The sequence below is a fragment of the Streptomyces sp. NPDC002676 genome (genome assembly GCF_053592455.1).
Map to the genome: position 1 here is coordinate 1 of NZ_JBSFVT010000003.1, position 16,959 is coordinate 16,959.

General features: G+C 72.9%; 13 protein-coding genes, 2 tRNA genes and 1 pseudogene. 4 read left to right on the plus strand and 12 right to left on the minus strand.

The window, feature by feature from the left end:
- Window positions 1-362: pseudogene (locus tag ACWD3E_RS10335) on the minus strand (DNA-directed RNA polymerase subunit alpha); the annotation flags it as partial.
- Window positions 363-570: 208 nt separating this feature from the next.
- On the opposite strand from ACWD3E_RS10335, the gene ACWD3E_RS10340 reads away from it, so the two are divergent.
- Entirely contained in the window at window positions 571-792 is a 222-nt protein-coding gene (locus ACWD3E_RS10340) for a hypothetical protein (protein WP_451387139.1), read from the plus strand.
- 394 nt (window positions 793-1,186) lie between these two features.
- On the opposite strand, the gene ACWD3E_RS10345 is transcribed toward ACWD3E_RS10340, so the two are convergent.
- Window positions 1,187-1,259, minus strand: a tRNA-Arg gene (locus ACWD3E_RS10345).
- A 205-nt stretch (window positions 1,260-1,464) separates the two neighbouring features.
- Window positions 1,465-1,555, minus strand: a tRNA-Ser gene (locus ACWD3E_RS10350).
- 176 nt (window positions 1,556-1,731) lie between these two features.
- On the opposite strand from ACWD3E_RS10350, the gene ACWD3E_RS10355 reads away from it, so the two are divergent.
- Entirely contained in the window at window positions 1,732-2,199 is a 468-nt protein-coding gene (locus ACWD3E_RS10355; protein WP_451387140.1) for an SSI family serine proteinase inhibitor, read from the plus strand.
- A 235-nt stretch (window positions 2,200-2,434) separates the two neighbouring features.
- Window positions 2,435-6,769, plus strand: coding sequence for a PAS domain-containing protein (locus tag ACWD3E_RS10360; protein WP_451387141.1), 4,335 nt, complete (start codon window positions 2,435-2,437; stop codon window positions 6,767-6,769).
- 69 nt (window positions 6,770-6,838) lie between these two features.
- Here the strand turns inward: ACWD3E_RS10360 and ACWD3E_RS10365 are convergent, their stop codons facing one another.
- Window positions 6,839-7,420 (minus strand): TetR family transcriptional regulator, encoded by a 582-nt coding sequence (locus ACWD3E_RS10365; protein WP_451387142.1) that lies wholly within the window; start codon window positions 7,418-7,420, stop codon window positions 6,839-6,841.
- Between the two features lie 115 nt (window positions 7,421-7,535).
- Here ACWD3E_RS10365 and ACWD3E_RS10370 point away from each other — a divergent pair, with 115 nt between their 5' ends.
- On the plus strand, window positions 7,536-8,807 hold the full coding sequence (locus ACWD3E_RS10370) for an MFS transporter (RefSeq protein WP_451387143.1): 1,272 nt from the start codon (window positions 7,536-7,538) through the stop codon (window positions 8,805-8,807).
- A gap of 127 nt (window positions 8,808-8,934) precedes the next feature.
- Here the strand turns inward: ACWD3E_RS10370 and ACWD3E_RS10375 are convergent, their stop codons facing one another.
- The 8 genes from ACWD3E_RS10375 to ACWD3E_RS10410 form a co-directional block, all read right to left on the minus strand.
- Entirely contained in the window at window positions 8,935-10,578 is a 1,644-nt protein-coding gene (locus tag ACWD3E_RS10375; protein ID WP_451387641.1) for a long-chain fatty acid--CoA ligase, read from the minus strand.
- A 173-nt stretch (window positions 10,579-10,751) separates the two neighbouring features.
- Window positions 10,752-11,309, minus strand: coding sequence for a SigE family RNA polymerase sigma factor (locus ACWD3E_RS10380; RefSeq protein ID WP_451387144.1), 558 nt, complete (start codon window positions 11,307-11,309; stop codon window positions 10,752-10,754).
- A gap of 158 nt (window positions 11,310-11,467) precedes the next feature.
- Window positions 11,468-12,634: a lipid-transfer protein gene (locus ACWD3E_RS10385; RefSeq protein WP_451387145.1), complete on the minus strand. Its 1,167-nt coding sequence runs from the start codon at window positions 12,632-12,634 to the stop codon at window positions 11,468-11,470.
- Window positions 12,631-13,026 (minus strand): acyl dehydratase, encoded by a 396-nt coding sequence (locus ACWD3E_RS10390; RefSeq protein ID WP_451387642.1) that lies wholly within the window; start codon window positions 13,024-13,026, stop codon window positions 12,631-12,633. Before ACWD3E_RS10390 ends, ACWD3E_RS10385 begins: the two co-directional genes overlap by 4 nt.
- Before the next feature lie 16 nt (window positions 13,027-13,042).
- Window positions 13,043-14,074: an acyl-CoA dehydrogenase family protein gene (locus ACWD3E_RS10395; RefSeq protein WP_451387146.1), complete on the minus strand. Its 1,032-nt coding sequence runs from the start codon at window positions 14,072-14,074 to the stop codon at window positions 13,043-13,045.
- Between the two features lies 1 nt (window position 14,075).
- Complete coding sequence (locus ACWD3E_RS10400; RefSeq protein WP_451387643.1) at window positions 14,076-15,047, minus strand: bifunctional MaoC family dehydratase N-terminal/OB-fold nucleic acid binding domain-containing protein; 972 nt, start codon at window positions 15,045-15,047, stop codon at window positions 14,076-14,078.
- An 11-nt stretch (window positions 15,048-15,058) separates the two neighbouring features.
- Window positions 15,059-16,210, minus strand: a complete 1,152-nt coding sequence (locus ACWD3E_RS10405; protein ID WP_451387147.1) for an acyl-CoA dehydrogenase family protein — start codon at window positions 16,208-16,210, stop codon at window positions 15,059-15,061.
- Between the two features lie 222 nt (window positions 16,211-16,432).
- The gene (locus tag ACWD3E_RS10410; RefSeq protein ID WP_451387148.1) at window positions 16,433-16,747 is read right to left on the minus strand and encodes a hypothetical protein; all 315 of its coding nucleotides are present in this window, start codon (window positions 16,745-16,747) and stop codon (window positions 16,433-16,435) included.
- Between the last annotated feature and the right edge of the window lie 212 nt (window positions 16,748-16,959).

Sequence of the window (16,959 nt, forward strand, 5' to 3'; positions counted from 1 at the left end):
GGGTTGTGCACCTCGACACCGGCCGGGGGCGCGATGTCGGCGGCGGTGACCAGACCCGGGCCCTGCTTGCGCAGGTACATCACGACCGGCTCGTCCTGCTCCGAGGAGACGACCAGCTGCTTGATGTTGAGGATCAGGTCGGTGACGTCCTCCTTGACGCCCGGCACGGTGGTGAACTCGTGCAGGACACCGTCGATCCGGATCGAGGTGACGGCGGCACCCGGGATCGAGGAGAGGAGGGTACGACGGAGGGAGTTGCCGAGGGTGTAACCGAAGCCCGGCTCCAGCGGCTCGATCACGAACCGGGAGCGGAACTCGTCGACGACCTCTTCGGTCAACGAGGGACGCTGAGCGATCAGCATGTGTGGATCAGATCCTTCTTTCGTGGACGCCCGCTATCTGACGCCGTGGTCCCCGAAGGGTACGGGCGCTGCGGCCTCATACGAAGCCGAACCGCCCGGCCCCACCCGTCTGCCTGCCGGCCGTCGGCAGGTTCAGCTCTTGCTGGAGTGAAGTCCACCGATCGGCGAGGTAGCCACCAGGGCAGTTCGTAGGCGCATACTGGGGGCAATGACAAAGCCTGCTGCACCGAAGCGTCATCTGCCCACCAGCCCCTTCAAGGCCCCGGTCACGTCGGCTCCCAAGCACTTCGCCGTGGGTGACCAGGTCACTCACGACGCCTACGGCCTCGGCCGGGTGATCGGCATCGAGGACGGAATCGCGGCACTCGTGGATTTCGGCTCGGAGCAAGTGCGGATCTTGAGCCCGTACGCCAAGATGACCAAGCTCTAGACCGCTGTGCCCGGTCACGGCACGCCAGGCCCCTTCAGGGACCTGCAACGAAAGCGAGACCTCTCATCAATCTGACGTCGCTGTTCTCTGCCCTGGAAGGGCAGCCCCGCTGTGCCACTCCGGCATCGCCGCCTCCGACGACAAACCCCTTCCAGGCCCCGGACTTCGGGGAAGACGAGGCCTTCCTGCCCGAGGAGGTGCAGGAGCCCGCCTGGGGCATGCGTGCGACGCAATCCGAGGCCGCTTAGCTCTCACGCGCGCCGCGGTCCGGACACCTGACCGCGGGCCGTCTCCGGTGCATGGGCATTGACCATCGCCTGGCCCGTGATGGAACTGCCGTCAAGGCAAAAGCCAGAGGCCCTGTGGATCACTCCACAGGGCCTCTGATTTGTTGTGCACTCGGCAGGATTCGAACCTGCAACCTTCTGATCCGTAGTCAGATGCTCTATCCGTTAAGCTACGAGTGCTTGTTCTTTTGTTTTTGTCTCCGTTCCCGGCCTTTCGGCCCGTCCCGGCGACAGGAAGAACATTACATGACTGCCGCCGTCATGTGAAATCCGATCCGCACACCCCTTGTGACCTGCGAAAACGCGGACCTGACCCATCTGGGACCCATCGAGTCCGGGAACGCCGAAGCCCCGGTCCTGGGGACCGGGGCTTCGGGATCAGATGCGGAGGCGGAGGGATTTGAACCCTCGATGGGCTTTAAGACCCAAACCGCATTAGCAGTGCGGCGCCATAGACCGGACTAGGCGACGCCTCCAGCACAACCGCTCCCGCGAGCGCGCGAGTGGTGCGTGCAGATGATGACACAGTCGGGTGCGGTGTCACCAATCGCCCCCCACGGTACTAGGGAGGCAGGCCACAGGGCAAAGGGCTTCCCCCGGCCAGTCGCGGGGGCGGGCGGAACGTTCGGCGCGGGTGCGCGTTGGGCACGGCATGACTTCTGCGCTGTCGCGGTCCATCGCCTCGTCCCGGGGCCTCGTCGCGGCCCTCGCCGGTTCGCTCGGTGTCCTCGGTGCCGGCGGCGCCCTGGGTGCCGTACCCGCCGCCGCTGCCGCCGGGCCGGGCCCGGGTGATCACCTCACTGTCGTCGTCCAGCACGCGGGGGCGGGGCGGGACGGGACGTACGAGGTGTTCTGCCATCCGGAAGGCGGGCGGCACCCGGATGTGGCGGGCGCCTGCCGCATCCTCGACACGAACACTCGGTGGGGGCGGGACACCTTCGCCCCGGTGGCCCCTGAGACCGAGTGCACCATGCTCTACGGCGGACCGGCCACCGCCCACGTCACCGGTACCTGGGCCGGACGCCCGGTCGACGCGGCGTACGACCGCAGCAACGGCTGTGAGACCAGGCGGTGGGACCGGATGGTTCCTTTGCTGCCTTCGCTCGGTTCACCCACGTAGCCGGTCCATGACGGAACGGGCAGTGCCGTAGAGGTCCCGCGAAGGTCCGGGGAGCCGTCGGCGCGCCGGAGCATACGGTCACGTGTTCGCCTTCACTTCGTCGTGGGACCTCCCCCGCATCCGGCGTCGCGAGCGCAACTCATGCCCTTAGACTCCCTCGCGTGACAGCTCGCGGGCCGGTTGGCAAGATGGCCCGAGCGGTCGGCAAGGTGCGGTAACAGGGAGGAAGCGTCTCGTGAGCAGCAGGCCATCCCGAGGCGCTGCTCGCCTCGCAGCCATACTCGACGCGCTGCCGGACGCGTTGGTCCTGGTCAACGCCAATGGAACCGTCGTCAACGCCAACACCATCGCGCTGGAGACCTTCGAGGCGCCGGGCACGGCGCTCGTCGGGCGCGGGCTGCTCGATCTGCTGCCGCAGTTCGACTCGCGACTGATCCCGGGCTCCATGCGGCGCCCCGATCACATGGACCCGCACGGGCGGACCAAGCCCACCCGGATGATCGCGCGGCGGACCGACGGCTCCGAGTTCCCGGTCGAGGTCACCAGCGCGAACCTGGAGAACGGGCAGCAGGCGTACGACGGTTACGGCTACACCGGCGACGAGTTGCTGATGATCGTCGTCCGGGACCTGTCCGGGACCGTCGACACCGAGGCCGAGCTGGCCCGCTCGCAGCGGCAGACCGAGATGATCCTGCGGGCCGCCTCCGAAGGTGTCGTGGGGACCGACACCGACGGGCGGATCGTGCTCGTCAATCCGGCCGCCGCTCAGATACTGGGCTACCGGGCCGGTGAGCTGGGCGGCAAGGAGCTGCACGCCCTCGTGCTGCACTCGCGCGCCGACGGCTCCCCCTTCCCGTACGAGGAGTCGCCGCTCGCCGACACCCTGCGCTCCGGGCGCAAGCACCGGGTGCGCGGGCAGGTGCTGTTCTCCAAGGCCGGGGAGAAGGTCGCGGTCGACCTGACGACCGCGCCGGTGCGCGACGGCGACCAGCTCGTCGGCGCCGTGATGACCTTCGCCGACCGGCGGCCGTACGACACCCTCGCCGACGAGAAGGCCGCGCTGGAGAAGGCGCACGCCGACGAGCTGGAGCGGCTCTCCGAGGAACACGCCTCCGACCTCACCGCGCTGCGCCAGCAGCACGTCACCGAGGCCGAGGAGCTGCGCGAACGGCACCAGGAGGAGCTGGCGGCCGGCGAGGAGCGGTACGCCTCGCTCGCCGAGCGCGAGAAGGACCGCTACGACGCCCTCGCCGGGCGGCACGAGCAGCTCCTGACGCTGCTCGGGCAGTCGCTGCGCGGCCCGCTCGACCAGCTGCGGCGCGAGCTGTCCGCCCTGGCCGCCGACGACGCCGGGCAGCTGTGGCCCGAGGCCAACCAGGTGCTGCACCACCTCTCCGCGGGGTACTCCCGCATCACCGCCCTCATCGACAACGTCCTCGGCTACCAGCGCCTCGACGCGGGCACGGAGGACGTCACCCGTACGAAGGTGATGCTGGACGCCGTCGTCGCCGCCGGCGTGGAGGGGGCCGTCGAGCTGATCGGGCCGGGGCGGGTGCAGTTCGCCGTGCACGCGCCGCCCATCGAGGCCGAGGTCGACCCGCAGCGGCTCGCCACCGCGCTCGCGCATCTCGTGGCGGATGTGGCGGGTGTCGACGCGACCGGCAACTCGCCCGTCTCCGCGGGCGGTTACCTGGACAACACCGTCGTGGTCGCGGCGGCCCAGCGCGGCGAGGTCGCGCGGATCGAGGTGCGCGGGCCGTACGCCGGGGGAGACCCGGTCCACGAGCCGATCGTGCGCGGGATCGTCCGCGCCCACGGCGGCGTGCTCCAGACGCACGAGGTGCCGGGCATGAGCGGCAGCGCGTACGTCCTCGAAGTGCCGCTCGGCGGCGGGGCCGGGGCCGTTTCCGCGGGGGCGGGCGCCGACGGGGGCCAGGACGGCAGCGCGCACGACGAGACTCCGGCCGAGGGCACCGCCGCGGCCGGGCAGGGCACCGGTGGCGGACGTCGGCGCGGCCGGCGGGCCTCCACGGACGCCTTCCTGGAGAGCGAGGTTCCGGGCGGGTCCGAGGGCGGCGGGCCGGAGGCGGCCGTACCGACCGGGCGGCGCCGCAGGCGGGCCGGGGCGGCCGAAGAGCTGCCGCAGGCAACCCTTCACGGGGCCCTGCCGGGCGCGGACGGCGAGGCTGCCACCGAGGCGTCCGGCGGGACCGGGCGACGGCGCGGGCGGTCCGCCGACGGCGGCTCCGGCGACGAGAACGGCAGTAACGGCAGTAACGGCAGCGGCGGCGGTACGGCGGCCGAAGGTGCCGTGGTGACCGCGGCCGAGCATGCCGCGGGAACCGCCGCGGCCGGTACGGGACTCGGCGGCGCCGTGCCGCCGCAGGGCGTGCCCGCCCCCACGGGACGGCGTGCCCGCCGCGACTCCGACGCACCGCAGGCCGCCCTGCCGCCCGCACTGCCCGCCGCCGGGCCGGGTGCGGAGCCCGTGCCGGCCGAGGGTGGCCAGCCGACCGGCCGGCGCCGTCGTGCGCTCGCCGCCGCGGCCGAGCGTGCCGCGGCCCAGGAGGCGGCCGGCCCGCGTCCGGTCTTCGCCCTGCCGCCCGCCGAGGCCGACCGCTCACCGCAGTCCGCGGACGCGGCGACGGGCATGGCGGCGGAGCTGCCGCAGGGGACCGGTCCGGCCGGTCAGACGGTGCCGGTGCCCGCGCAGCTGCCGGTGGCCGTCGAGCACGTCCCCGGTGAGGACGGACGGCACGACGCCGCACCGCTCGACCAGGCCCAGGACCACACCCCGCCGCAGCCGCATCCCACCAGCGCCCCGACCGGCCGACGCCGCCGGGCGGTTGCCCAGCCGACGGAGGTCGCGCAGCCGGTCGCCCCGCAGGGTCTGCCGACGCAGGCTCAGGCCACGGCTCCGGCCCCCGCCGGTCAGGCGACCCCGGTCCACGGCATCCCGGCGCAGGGCACGGCCGGGCAGGGCATCCCCGTCCCGGCCGCCGTCCCCCAGACCGCCGTACCTCCGGCCGCCGTGTCCGCGCAGGGCACCCCTGCCGAGGGCGTACCCGTGCCCCCGGCCGGACAGCCCACCCCGGCCGGGGGCACCCTGGGCGGCGCCCAGCCGCTGCCCGCGGAGGCCCAGGCGGCCCCGGCGGCGCAGGGCGTGCCGACTCCGGCCGCCGGTACCTCCGCGGCCACCGCCCCGCAGCAGTGGCCCGGTGCCGACGAGACCCCGGGCGCGGGCACCCCCGTACCCCCGGCCCCGCAGGCCGCGCACGCCCCCCAGGCGGGACCCGCCACCCCGGCGCCCGGCACCCCGCTCCCGCCGGAGCACGCCGGTGTCCAGCCGCCGCGGGCCGCTCAGCCGCTGCCCGCCGAGGCCGCCGCGGCAGCCGCGGCAGCCGCGATCGACCCGAACTCGACCCAGGGCCGCGCCATCAGCGTGCGGACGCTGGGGCAGGGTGTGCCGTTCGCGCGGCAGGCCGCGCAGGTGCAGCAGCCGACGGCGACCCCGCCCCCGCACGCGCCGAACGGTTCCGGCCGCCGCCGCAAGCTGGGCACGCCGCCCGACCCGGCCGGCCGCCCGGAGGCACAGCAGCAGCCGGAGCAGGAGGCCCGCCCGCATCCGCCGGCCGCGGTGCCGCCCGCGCAGCCGATGCCCGCACAGCCGTCCCTCGCCGGTCAGGCGCTGCTCGTCCCGGGCGCCCCTGGCACCGAGGGCGCCGGACGGTCGTACGCCATAGGCGCCCCGGACGTGAACGCCGCCGAGGGGCCCGAGCCGCTGGACGGTCCCGGCGGGGCCGTCGAGGTCGCGGACACCCCGCGCCCGCAGCCGATGGACGACGAGCTGCCCCCGGAGCCGCTGGACAACCCGCGCCGGCTGCTGGTGTGGCCCGCGCCGGACGTGACGACCCAGCAGGCGCTGAGCGACCGCGGATACCGGCCCGTCATCGTGCACTCGCGCGAGGAGGTCGACGCGCAGATCGCGGCCTTCCCCGCCGCGCTGTTCGTGGACCCGCTGACCGGGCCCATCACGCGTACGGCCCTGCAGTCGCTGCGTCAGGCGGCGGTCGCCGCCGAGGTCCCGGTGCTGGTCACGGCCGGGCTCGGGCAGGCGACGCGCGAGGCCGCGTACGGCGCCGATCCGGCCGTGCTCCTCAAGGCGCTGGCGCCGCGGGACAGCGAGCAGCACCCGCCGCGCGTCCTGCTCATCGAGGAGCACGCGGAGATCGCGCTGGCGCTGACCGCGACGCTGGAGCGGCGCGGGATGCAGGTGGCGCGGGCCGCGAACGACGCCGACGCGGCGACGCTGGCCGGGCAGTTCCGGCCGAACCTCGTCGTGATGGACCTGATGCAGGTGCACCGGCGGCAGGCCGGGATCGTGGACTGGCTGCGCGCGAACGGGCAGCTCAACCGCACCCCGCTGGTCGTCTACACCGCCGCCGTCGACCCCGCCGACCTGCCCCGGCTGGCCTCGGGCGAGACCGTGCTGTTCCTCGCCGAGCGGTCCACCAGCGCCGAGGTGCAGTCGCGGATCGTCGACCTGCTCGCACGCATCGGTACGAACTAGTACTCCAGCCGGGTACGAACTGGTACTCCAGCCGGACGGCTGGGGTACCAGGGCTCCGACCAGGGCCTGTTACTTGGCCACCAGCCTGCGGGCCGCCTCCTTGATCGAGGCCCGCAGGCGGGCGCGGTCGGTGTCCTCGGCGCCCGTGATGATGCGGCCCATCTGCGGTACGACGGCGATCCAGTTGGTCATGGCGACGATCAGGAACAGCAGGTCGCCGGGCGGGATCGCGTCCGTGACCACACCCCGGGCCTGGCCGTCCTCGATCGCGGCGACCTTGCGGGCGTAGTGGTCCTGGCGCTGTGCCTCGTCGGGCAGTTCGGCGGTGCCGTACTCGATGCCCTCCCAGAAGAGCAGGCGCAGCAGCTCGGGGTGGGCGGCGTGGTAGTCGAGGAGGTGGTCGACCCAGCCCTCGATGTCGTCGGGGTCGACGGGCACGGCGGCAGCCAGGTCGACCATGCACCTGCCGAGGACCTGGGTGAACAGTTCCGCCTTGTTGCCGAAGTAGGCGTAGATCAACTGCTTGTTGGCCTTGGCCGCGGCGGCGATGCGGTCGATGCGGGCGCCCGCGATGCCGTGCTGAGCGAACTCGGCGACCGCCGCGTCGAAGATGCGGGCCTTGGTGGCCTCGGGGTCCCTGACTGCTGCCATGGGGACAGGGTAGGACCCGGACGGCAAGTAACCAACTATTTGGTTGACAGCGATTCGGAGGGTGGCGCAGACTGTCCGGCAGACAAGCAACCAACCAGTTAGTTGGGAATGCTCAATGCCGCAGACATCCGTCACCGCCACACATGAGGTCCGTGGGGTACAGGGGACTCTTGAGGCCCCTGGGGTCCGGCCGTACGCCGGGACCCGCACGGGCCGAGACTCCGGCAACCCCGGCCTCCTCCTCGCCCTCATCGCGCTCTGCACCGCGGTCACCGCCGCGAACATCTATCTCGCCGCCCCGCTGCTCCCGCTGATCGCCCGCAGCTTCGGCGCGACGCCCTCCGGGGTGGCCTGGATCGCCTCGGTCGCCCAGTTCGGCTACGCGGCCGGCCTCCTCTTCTTCGCCCCGCTCGGCGACAGCCTTGACCGGCGGCGCCTGGTCGGCGTCCTCTCGCTGGTCGCCGCCGCCGCGCTCGCGGCCGGAGCCGCGGCGACCGGGACCACCGCGCTGGCCGCCGCCGTCCTGGTGGCCTCCGCGGCCACCGTCGTACCGCAGCTGCTGGTCCCACTGGTGGCCGCCCGCGCCCCCGCCGACCGGCGGGCCCGCCATGTCGCCGCCGTCATCGCCGGGCTGTTCGTCGGCATCGTCGCGGCCCGCGTCCTCGGCGGGCTGATCGGGCAGGCGTACGGCTGGCGGGTGGTCCTGGCCGGCGCCGCCGCCCTGACCGCGCTGCTGGGCCTGGCCACCGCCCGGGCCCTGCCCCGGGAGGACCGCCCGCGCCGCAGCGGCCCGCTGTTCGCCGGGCTGACCGCCCTGCCGGGCCTCGTCCGCCGCTCGCCCGACCTGTGGCGCGCCTGCGTCCGGCAGGCCGGGATGTACGGCGCGTGGAGCGCCCTGTGGACCTCGCTGACGCTGCTGCTGACCGGCCCCCGGTACGGCCTGTCGACCGCCACGGCCGGGCTGTTCGGCCTGTTCGGGCTGTCGGCGAGCGCGGTGGCGCCGCTCGCGGGCGGGCTCGTGGACCGCTTCGGCGCCGCGAAGGTGGCCCGCTCCGCCTACCTGCTCTCCGCCGTCTGCGTCCCGCTGTTCTGGCTCGGCGGGCACGCGCTCGCCGCGCTGTTCGCGGGCGCGGTCCTGCTCCACGCGGGCCTGGTCGCCTCCCTCATCGCCAACCAGACCCTCGCCCTCACCACCACCGACACCCCCGCGACCGCCAACACCGCCTATATGGTGGCGAGCTTCGCGGGCGGCGCCGTCGCCTCCGCCCTGGCCGGGCCGGCGTACGGCCACTGGGGGTGGAGCGGGGTGTGCGCGGTGGCCGGCGTGTGGCTGCTGCTGGGCTGGGCGAGCACGGCCGTGGGGGCGGGGCGCCGGGTACGGCGTTGAGTCCCGTACGGACGAGTCCCGTGCCGGATGAGTCCCCTACGGAGACGAGCGGAGCGCCCCGCCACGGTTGTGAGCGGGGCGCCCGTACGGCTGTGACCGTGCTTCAGAACGTGGTTCAGAAGGCGGCTCAGAGCGTGGTGATCTCCAGCTCGCCGTCCGCGTACTGCCGGCGCAGCACCTTCTTGTCGAACTTGCCCACGCTCGTCTTCGGGACCGACTCGACGATCGTCCAGCGCTCGGGGAGCTGCCACCTGGCGATGCGGCCCTCCTCGGCGAGGAAGGCGCGCAGGCTCAGGAAGTCGGCGCCGGCACCCTCCTTGAGGACGACCGTGGCCAGCGGGCGCTCGCCCCACTTCTCGTCCGGTACGGCGACCACGGCGGCCTCGGCGACGTCCGGGTGGGACATCAGCGCGTTCTCCAGCTCGACCGAGGAGATCCACTCGCCGCCGGACTTGATGACGTCCTTGGCGCGGTCGGTGAGGGTGAGGAAGCCGTCCGGGGAGATCGTGCCCACGTCGCCCGTCTTCAGCCAGCCGTCCTCGCTGAACTTGTCGTCGGGGCGCAGGGGTTCGGCGTCGGGGCCGTTGTAGTAGGCGCTCGCGATCCAGTTGCCGCGCACCTCCAGCTCGCCCGCCGACTCCCCGTCCCAGGGCAGGCGTTCGCCGTCGGGGCCGGTCAGCCGGGCCTCGACGCCGGCCGGGAAGCGGCCCTGGGTGAGGCGGTAGGCGAACTCCTCGTCGGTGCCGAGCGCGTGGGCCGGCGGACGGCACACCGTGCCGAGCGGGGAGGTCTCCGTCATGCCCCAGGCGTGGCGGACCCGCATGCCGAGCTCGTCGAAGGCCGTCATCAGGGAGGGCGGGCAGGCCGAGCCCCCGATGGTGACCTGGCCGAGGGAGGAGACGTCGCGGGGGCGGACGGTGAGCTCGCCGAGCAGGCCCTGCCAGATGGTGGGGACGGCCGCCGCGTGGGTCGGCTTCTCGGCCTCGATCATCTCGGCGAGCGGGGCGGGCTGCAGGAACCGGTCCGGCATCAGCAGGTTGACGCCGGTCATGAAGCTCGCGTGCGGCAGGCCCCAGGCGTTGACGTGGAACTGGGGGACCACGACAAGGGAGGTGTCCTGGTCGGTCAGCCCCATCGACTGGGTCATGTTGACCTGCATGGAGTGCAGGTAGATCGAGCGGTGGCTGTACACCACGCCCTTGGGGTCGCCGGTGGTGCCGGAGGTGTAACACATGGCGGCGGCCTGGCGTTCGTCCAGCTCCGGCCAGTCGAAGGTGGTCGGGCGGCCCGCGATCAGCTCCTCGTACTCGTGCACCTGCGCGGAGGCGCCGTCGAGGAGAGTGCGGTCACCGGGGCCCGAGACCACGATGTGCTCCACCGTGGCCATCTTGGGCAGCAGCGGCGCGAGCAGGGGGATCAGCGAGCCGTTGACGATGATCACGCGGTCGGCGGCGTGGTTGACGACCCAGACCAGCTGTTCGGCGGGCAGCCGCAGGTTGAGCGTGTGCAGGATCGAGCCGATGGACGGGATCGCGAAGTACGTCTCGACGTGCTCAGCGTTGTTCCACATCAGCGTTGCAACCCGATCATCCGGGAGGATGCCGAGCTCGTCCCGCAGGGCGTTCGCCAGCTGCACCGCGCGTGCCCCGGCCTCCGCGAAACTGCGCCGCTGCGGCTCGGCCTCCCCCGTCCAGGTGATGATCTGGGAGCGTCCGTGCACGGTCATTCCGTGCGTGAGGATGCGGGTGACGGTCAGCGGTACGTCCTGCATGGTGCTCAGCACGGCGTCCTCCCGGGGCGGCTCTGCCTACTCGGTGGTAAGGGGATGGGCTGATTCTGCGCGCATACCAAGCGGTATGTCACTAGGTCCGCACGATGCATCACGTCACGTACCGTTCGGGATGTCCGCAGGCCTCCCGGGAGCCGTGCGGGTCCTGCCCCGCCTCAGCGCGCCAGCCCCAGCTCGGGGTCCTCCCGCAGCTTGCCCAGCGCTCGGGACACCGCCGACTTCACCGTGCCCACCGACACCCCGAGCACCTCGGCGGTCTGGGCCTCACTGAGGTCCTCGTAGTACCGCAGGACGACCATCGCCCGCTGCCGTGCCGGGAGCTTCATGATCGCCCGCCACATCGCGTCGTGCAGCGCCTGCCGCTCGGCCGGGTCGTCCTCGCCGGGCACGGGCTCCGGCTCGGGCAGCTCGTCGCAGACGAACTCCTCCACCCGGCGCTTGCGCCACTGCGAGGTCCGCGTGTTCAGCAGCGCCCGGCGCACATAGCCGTCCAGCGCCCGGTAGTCCTCGATCCGCTCCCAGGCCAGGTACGTCTTCGCCAGCGCGGTCTGCAGCAGATCCTCGGCGTCGCACGGGTTCGCGGTGAGCGAGCGCGCGGTACGCAGCAGGACCGGCTGGCGGGCCCTCACATATGACGCGAACGACGGGTAGGACGGGGTCTGCCGCGCGGGTGCGGCGGCGGCCGAGGCGCTGGTGCAGACGAGTGTGGTCATGGCTCCACGCTAGGAGCGGCCCGCCGGCGGCGGATCGGCCGCAGGTCCCGAAGCGGAGTCCCCCTCAGGTTGTAGGGGTGGGGCCGGCTACACCTCCTGAAGGTGGACGGAGGGCCGGGCCGCCTCCGGGTTCCACCCCGAGGCGCCCCCGAGGAGGCTCAGCCGTCCGCCGCCAGGACCAGGCCGGACGTCGGCACCCCGGTACCGGCCGTCACCAGGGTCCGCGCCACCCCGCGTATCTGGTTCACCGCCGTGCCCCGCAGCTGCCGCACCGCCTCCGCCACCCCGTTCATCCCGTGCAGATACGCCTCCCCGAGCTGGCCCCCGTGCGTGTTGAGGGGCAGCCCCTCCGCGGCCACGAAGTCCGCCGCCTCCCCCTTTCCGCAGAACCCGAACTCCTCCAGCTGCATCAGCACGAACGGGGTGAAGTGGTCGTACAGGATCCCCACGTCGATGTCGGCCGGTCCGAGCCCGGAGGTGCGCCAGAGCTGGCGGGCCACCACGCCCATCTCCGGCAGACCCGCCAGGTCGTCCCGGTAGAAGCTGGTCATCTGCTCCTGGGCCCGGCCCGCGCCCTGCGCCGCCGCCGCGATCACCGCGGGCGGCTGCGGCAGGTCCCGGGCCCGCTCCAGGGAGGTGACCACCAGGGCCTGGCCGCCGTCGGTCTCCTGGCAGCAGTCCAGCAGTCTGAGCGGCTCCACGATCCAGCGGGACGCCGCGTGGTCGGCGAGGGTGATCGGCCGGCCGTGGAAGTACGCCGCCGGGTTGGTCGCCGCGTACCTGCGGTCCACCACGGCCACGTGCCCGAACACCTCCGGGGTCAGCCCGTACGTGTGCAGGTACCGCTGGGCCGCCATCGCCACCCAGGAGGCCGGGGTGAGCAGCCCGAACGGCAACGCCCAGCCGAGCGCCACGCCCTCCGCCGACGGCTCCCGGTGCCGCACGCCCGCGCCGAACCTGCGGCCCGAGCGCTCGTTGAAGGCGCGGTAGCAGACCACCACCTCGGCCAGGCCCGTCGCCACCGCGAGCGCCGCCTGCTGGACGGTCGCGCAGGCCGCTCCGCCGCCGTAGTGGACCCGGGAGAAGAACGACAGCTCGCCCATCCCGCAGGCCTGGGCCACCGTGATCTCGGGGCTCGTGTCCATCGTGAACGTCACCAGGCCGTCGACGTCCGCCGGGGTCAGCCCCGCGTCGTCCAGCGCGGCCCGCACCGCCTCCACCGCCAGCCGCAGCTCGCTGCGCCCGGAGTCCTTGGAGAACTCGGTGGCCCCGATCCCGACGACGGCGGCCCGCCCGCCGAGCGAGTCCTTGGTGCGCACGCTCATGACGCGCCTCCGTCGGGGAGAACGACCGTCACGGTGCCGGTGACATGCCGGCCGACGGCGTTGGCCCCGATCACCCGCACCGTCACCGTGTCCCCGTCGACCTCCTTGATCCGTCCCGTCAACACCATCGTGTCCCCCGGATGGTTGGGCGCGCCGAGCCGGATGCCGACCTTGCGGAGCACCGCCGTCGGGCCGAAGTGGTCCGTGACATATCTGCCGACGAGGCCGTTCGTCGTCAGGATGTTCATGAAGACGTCCGCAGACCCCTTCTGCCGGGCCAGTTCCGCGTCATGGTGCACGTCCTGGTAGTCGCGTGACGCGATCGCCCCGGCGACGATCAGCGTGCGCGTGACCGGGATCTCCAGCGGCGGCAGCTCGGCGCCCGCCCGCAGCGCCGCCGCCCTCCTCTCACTCCCCATCGGCGATCAACTCCCCCAGTTCCTGGAGCACTTCGCTCCCGCAGCCCAGATAGGCGTCCAGCTGCCTCCCCCACAGGAAGTGCCGGTGCACCGGATGACCGACATCGGCTCCCGCCCCGCCGTGCAGATGCTGACCGGTGTGGACGGCTCTCTGCCCGGCCTCGGACGCCCACCAGGCGGCGGTCAGCGCATGCGTGGCGTACGGCAGCCCCGCGTCGCGCCGCCAGGCGGCCTCGTACGCCGTCACCCGGATCGCCTCGGTGTCCAGGTGGGCGTCGGCGGCGCGGAGCTGGACGGCCTGCCGGGTGGCCAGCGGGCGCCCGAACTGCTCCCGGGTGTTCACATGCGCCACGGCCCGCGCCAGCGCTCCCGCGCACACCCCGGCCTGGAGCCCGGCGAAGGCGGTGCGGGCGGTGGCCAGGACATCGGCGTAGGCGCCGGTGCCCGGGCCGCCGAGGGGTTCCGCCGGTGACCGGTCGAGGGTGAGCCGCCCCGCCGACCAGGGGGCCGTCAGCTCGACCGGTGTGACCTCGGTGCCCTCGCCGAGCGGGGCCAGCCACAGCTGCCGGTCCGCGTCGGCGACGAGCACATGCGTGGCGTCGCGCAGCCAGGGGACGGCAGGGACGGTGCCGGTCAGCTCGCCCGGCGCGGCGGCCCGCACACCCCCCTGCGCCGGAAACGCCCCGCTCACCACCACCGAGCCGTCCTCGATGCCCGGCAACAGCCGCTCCCGCTGCTCCGGGGTGCCGTGCGCGGCGACCGCCAGCAGGCCGTACACGCACGTCGTCGCGTACGGCACCTGGGCCGTCGTACGCCCCTGTTCCTCCAGGAGCAGCACGAGCCCGAGCAGGCCCAGGTCCGCCGCCGCGCCGACCAGGCCCGCCCCGCACAGGGCCTTGAACAGCTCCGGGTCGCTGCCGCTGCCGGCGGCCGTGAGCCGCTCGTGGGTGGCGAGGTCGCCGAAGATCCGCGCGGCCAGGTCCCGGGCCTCGGCCTGGGCCTCGGTGGGCGTGAAGTCCATGTCAGCCCTCGCCTTCGACGACCCGGAAGACGGGAAGGACCAGCGCGCCGCCCTCGCCCCCGTCCCCGTCCCCGTCGTCGCCGTTGTCGTAGGTCCGGAACTCCACCCGCACCGGCAGGCCGATGCGCACCTTGTCGTACGGCACCCCCACCACGTTGCTCACCATCCGCACGCCCTCGGCGAGTTCGATCAGGCCGACCGCGTAAGGGGGCTCGAAGGCAGGGAAGGGCGGGTGGTGCATCACCACGTACGAGTGGACCGTGCCCGCGCCGCTCGCCTCGACCGTGTCCCAGTCCAGGCAGCCGCAGGCGTTGCAGCCGGGCAGCCAGGGGTGGCGCAGGGTGCCGCAGCCGGTGCAGCGCTGGATGAGGAGCCGCTGCTCGGCGACGCCCATCCAGAACCCGGCGTTGTCCCGGTTGACCACCGGCCGGGGACGCCGGGCCCGGGTTCCGGGCTGGACCTTGGGTTCCCGGTGGGCCGGCGATCCGGCACGGGCCGGGGCGTACTTGAGGATGCGGAAGCGGTGCGTGCCGACAAGCTCGCCGTCCACCCGTACGTCCATGCAGGTCGTGACAAAGTACCCCGTGCCCAGCTTCGTCGTCTTGCGGTCGGAGACGGACTCGATCACCGCGTCGAAGGTGACCTCGTCGCCCGGCCGCAGGGGCCGCAGATACTCCTGCTCGCAGTCGGTGGCCACCACGGACGTACAGCCCGACTCGTCCAGCAGGCCGAGGAGTTCGTCATAGGCGTCCGTGCGGCCCTCGTGGCCCGAGAGGCCGCCCATCGTCCACACCTGGAGCATGGTGGGCGGGGCGACGGCGTCCGGACCCGCGTACGCCGGGTTGGTGTCGCCCAGCGCCTCGCACCAGTGCCGGATCATGGGCGCGTTGACCGGGTCCTTGCCCACCCCGGCGACGACGGCCGGCCGCCCTTCGAACGTCTTGAGCCGCACCTCCAGCCCGTCCGGCTCCATCCCGGGGACGCTCACCGCCGCCCCCTCGCCAGCCCGAGCCGCATCGTCGCGACGATCTCCCGCTGCACCTCGCTCACCCCGCCCCCGAACGTGTTGATCTGTGCCGCCCTGTTCAGCCGCTCCAGCTCGCCGTCCCCGAACGCCCCCGGCGAACCGGAGCGGATCAGTGCCGCGTCTCCGGCGATCTCCTGACACATGCGATACGTCGCGACAGCCGATTCCGTTCCCGCGACTTTCACCGCGCTGGCGTCTCCCGGGGCTGTCCGACCGGCCGCCACATCTCCCACCAGACGCCAGTTGAGCAGGCGCGATGCCGCCAGACGGGCATGGGCTTCGGCCGCCCGAAACCGCACCCACGGCTCGTCAATGCGGCGCCTGCCCGTCACCGGATCGGGGTTACGGGCGGCGGCGAGCGCGGCGGCGTGGAACTCCTCGGCCTGCATCCCGGTCGCGGCGAGGGCGACCCGCTCGTGGTTGAGCTGGGTGGTGATGAGGGACCAGCCCCCGTTCTCCGCGCCGACCAGGTTCCCGGCGGGGACGCGGACGCCGTCGTAGTAGGTGGCCGTCGTCGTCTGCCCGCCGACCGTCCCGATCGGCGTCCAGGAGAACCCGGGGGCTTCGGTCGGCACGAGGATGACGGAGATGCCCTGGTGCTTGGGCGCGTCCGGGGCGGTGCGGCAGGCCAGCCAGATCCAGTCGGCGTGCTGGGCGCCCGAGGTGAAGATCTTCTGCCCGTCGATCCGCCACCCGTCGCCCTCCCGTACGGCCCGGGTCCGCAGCGCGGCGAGGTCGGTGCCGGCGCCGGGCTCGCTGTAGCCGATCGCGAAGACCAACTCGCCGCTGAGGATGCGGGGCAGGAAGCGGGCCTTCTGCTCCTCGCTGCCGTACCTCATGAGCGTGGGTCCGACGGTGTTGAGCGTGACCATCGAGACGGGGGCGCCCGCCCTGTAGGCCTCGTCGAAGAACACGAACTGCTCGTCGGCACCGCGCCCCTGGCCGCCGTACTCGACCGGCCAGCCCAGCCCCAGCCAGCCGTCGGCGCCGATACGGCGCAACAGGGCCCGCCCGTCGTCGTGTCCACGTCCTTGGTACATCAAGGACCGGAAGTAGGCGCGGAGTTCGGCGCGCAGGCGCTGCTGCCGTTCGGTGGGAGCGAGGTGCACGACGGGCCCTCCCGGCCTCGCGGACCTGACGGAAACAGTTTCTGACTGTCCGTCAGATCCTTGCGAGTGTCAAGGCGGGCCGCCCTGTCAAGGTGGGCCGCCTCGGACTCCACGGCCCGGGAAACGCCTGCGCGGCGGCGCCGAAGCACCGCCGCGCAGTCGCCTTGCGACCCCGGAGCACACCCCACGAGGGCCCTCCCCACGAGGGACCTCAGCCGAGGCTCACCACCACAGGTGGGTGAAGTTGATGGCGACGTTGTCGTTGCCCTGCTGGATGGCCGTCCAGGCAGAGCCCTTCACCTGAGCCGTGTTGCTCTGGTTCGAGGCGCCGGAGCCGACCGCGTTCTGCTGGGTGGTGGACGAGTTGCCGTTGTTGTTGTGACCGACCCCGCTGCCGATGATGCTCGACACGCCCGCGTTCGATCCGTCGTCCGCGAAGGCACCGTTGTCCGCGGCTGCGACACCGGCGAAGAGGGCGGCTGCGAGCGGGAGAGCGGAAACGGCGGCGAGAACGCGGGCGGTACGGATGCTTGCCATGTTTGTTCCTCCAGAACCAGCACTCGGGCCCTTAGGCCGGAAGTACGTGAACTACGGCTTACGCCAAGGCAGTTGGCCGACCGCCTGGACTGTTTTGGACGACGTCGCGAGTCCAGAGTTGCCCACCGGATCCCCGGCGAACCCCCCGGGAAGCCCCGATTAGCACGCAAGCGTGATGACAAGTCGCTAAACCCCCAACGCCCCTTTTAATC

Coding starts and splice junctions, on each gene's coding strand:
- ACWD3E_RS10340 (WP_451387139.1), top strand. CDS start 571: ATGACAAAGCCTGCTGCACCGAAGCGTCATCTGCCCACCAGCCCCTTC.
- ACWD3E_RS10355 (WP_451387140.1), top strand. CDS start 1,732: ATGACTTCTGCGCTGTCGCGGTCCATCGCCTCGTCCCGGGGCCTCGTC.
- ACWD3E_RS10365 (WP_451387142.1), bottom strand. CDS start 7,420: ATGGCAGCAGTCAGGGACCCCGAGGCCACCAAGGCCCGCATCTTCGAC.
- ACWD3E_RS10370 (WP_451387143.1), top strand. CDS start 7,536: ATGCCGCAGACATCCGTCACCGCCACACATGAGGTCCGTGGGGTACAG.
- ACWD3E_RS10375 (WP_451387641.1), bottom strand. CDS start 10,578: ATGCAGGACGTACCGCTGACCGTCACCCGCATCCTCACGCACGGAATG.
- ACWD3E_RS10380 (WP_451387144.1), bottom strand. CDS start 11,309: ATGACCACACTCGTCTGCACCAGCGCCTCGGCCGCCGCCGCACCCGCG.
- ACWD3E_RS10385 (WP_451387145.1), bottom strand. CDS start 12,634: ATGAGCGTGCGCACCAAGGACTCGCTCGGCGGGCGGGCCGCCGTCGTC.
- ACWD3E_RS10395 (WP_451387146.1), bottom strand. CDS start 14,074: ATGGACTTCACGCCCACCGAGGCCCAGGCCGAGGCCCGGGACCTGGCC.
- ACWD3E_RS10400 (WP_451387643.1), bottom strand. CDS start 15,047: ATGGAGCCGGACGGGCTGGAGGTGCGGCTCAAGACGTTCGAAGGGCGG.
- ACWD3E_RS10410 (WP_451387148.1), bottom strand. CDS start 16,747: ATGGCAAGCATCCGTACCGCCCGCGTTCTCGCCGCCGTTTCCGCTCTC.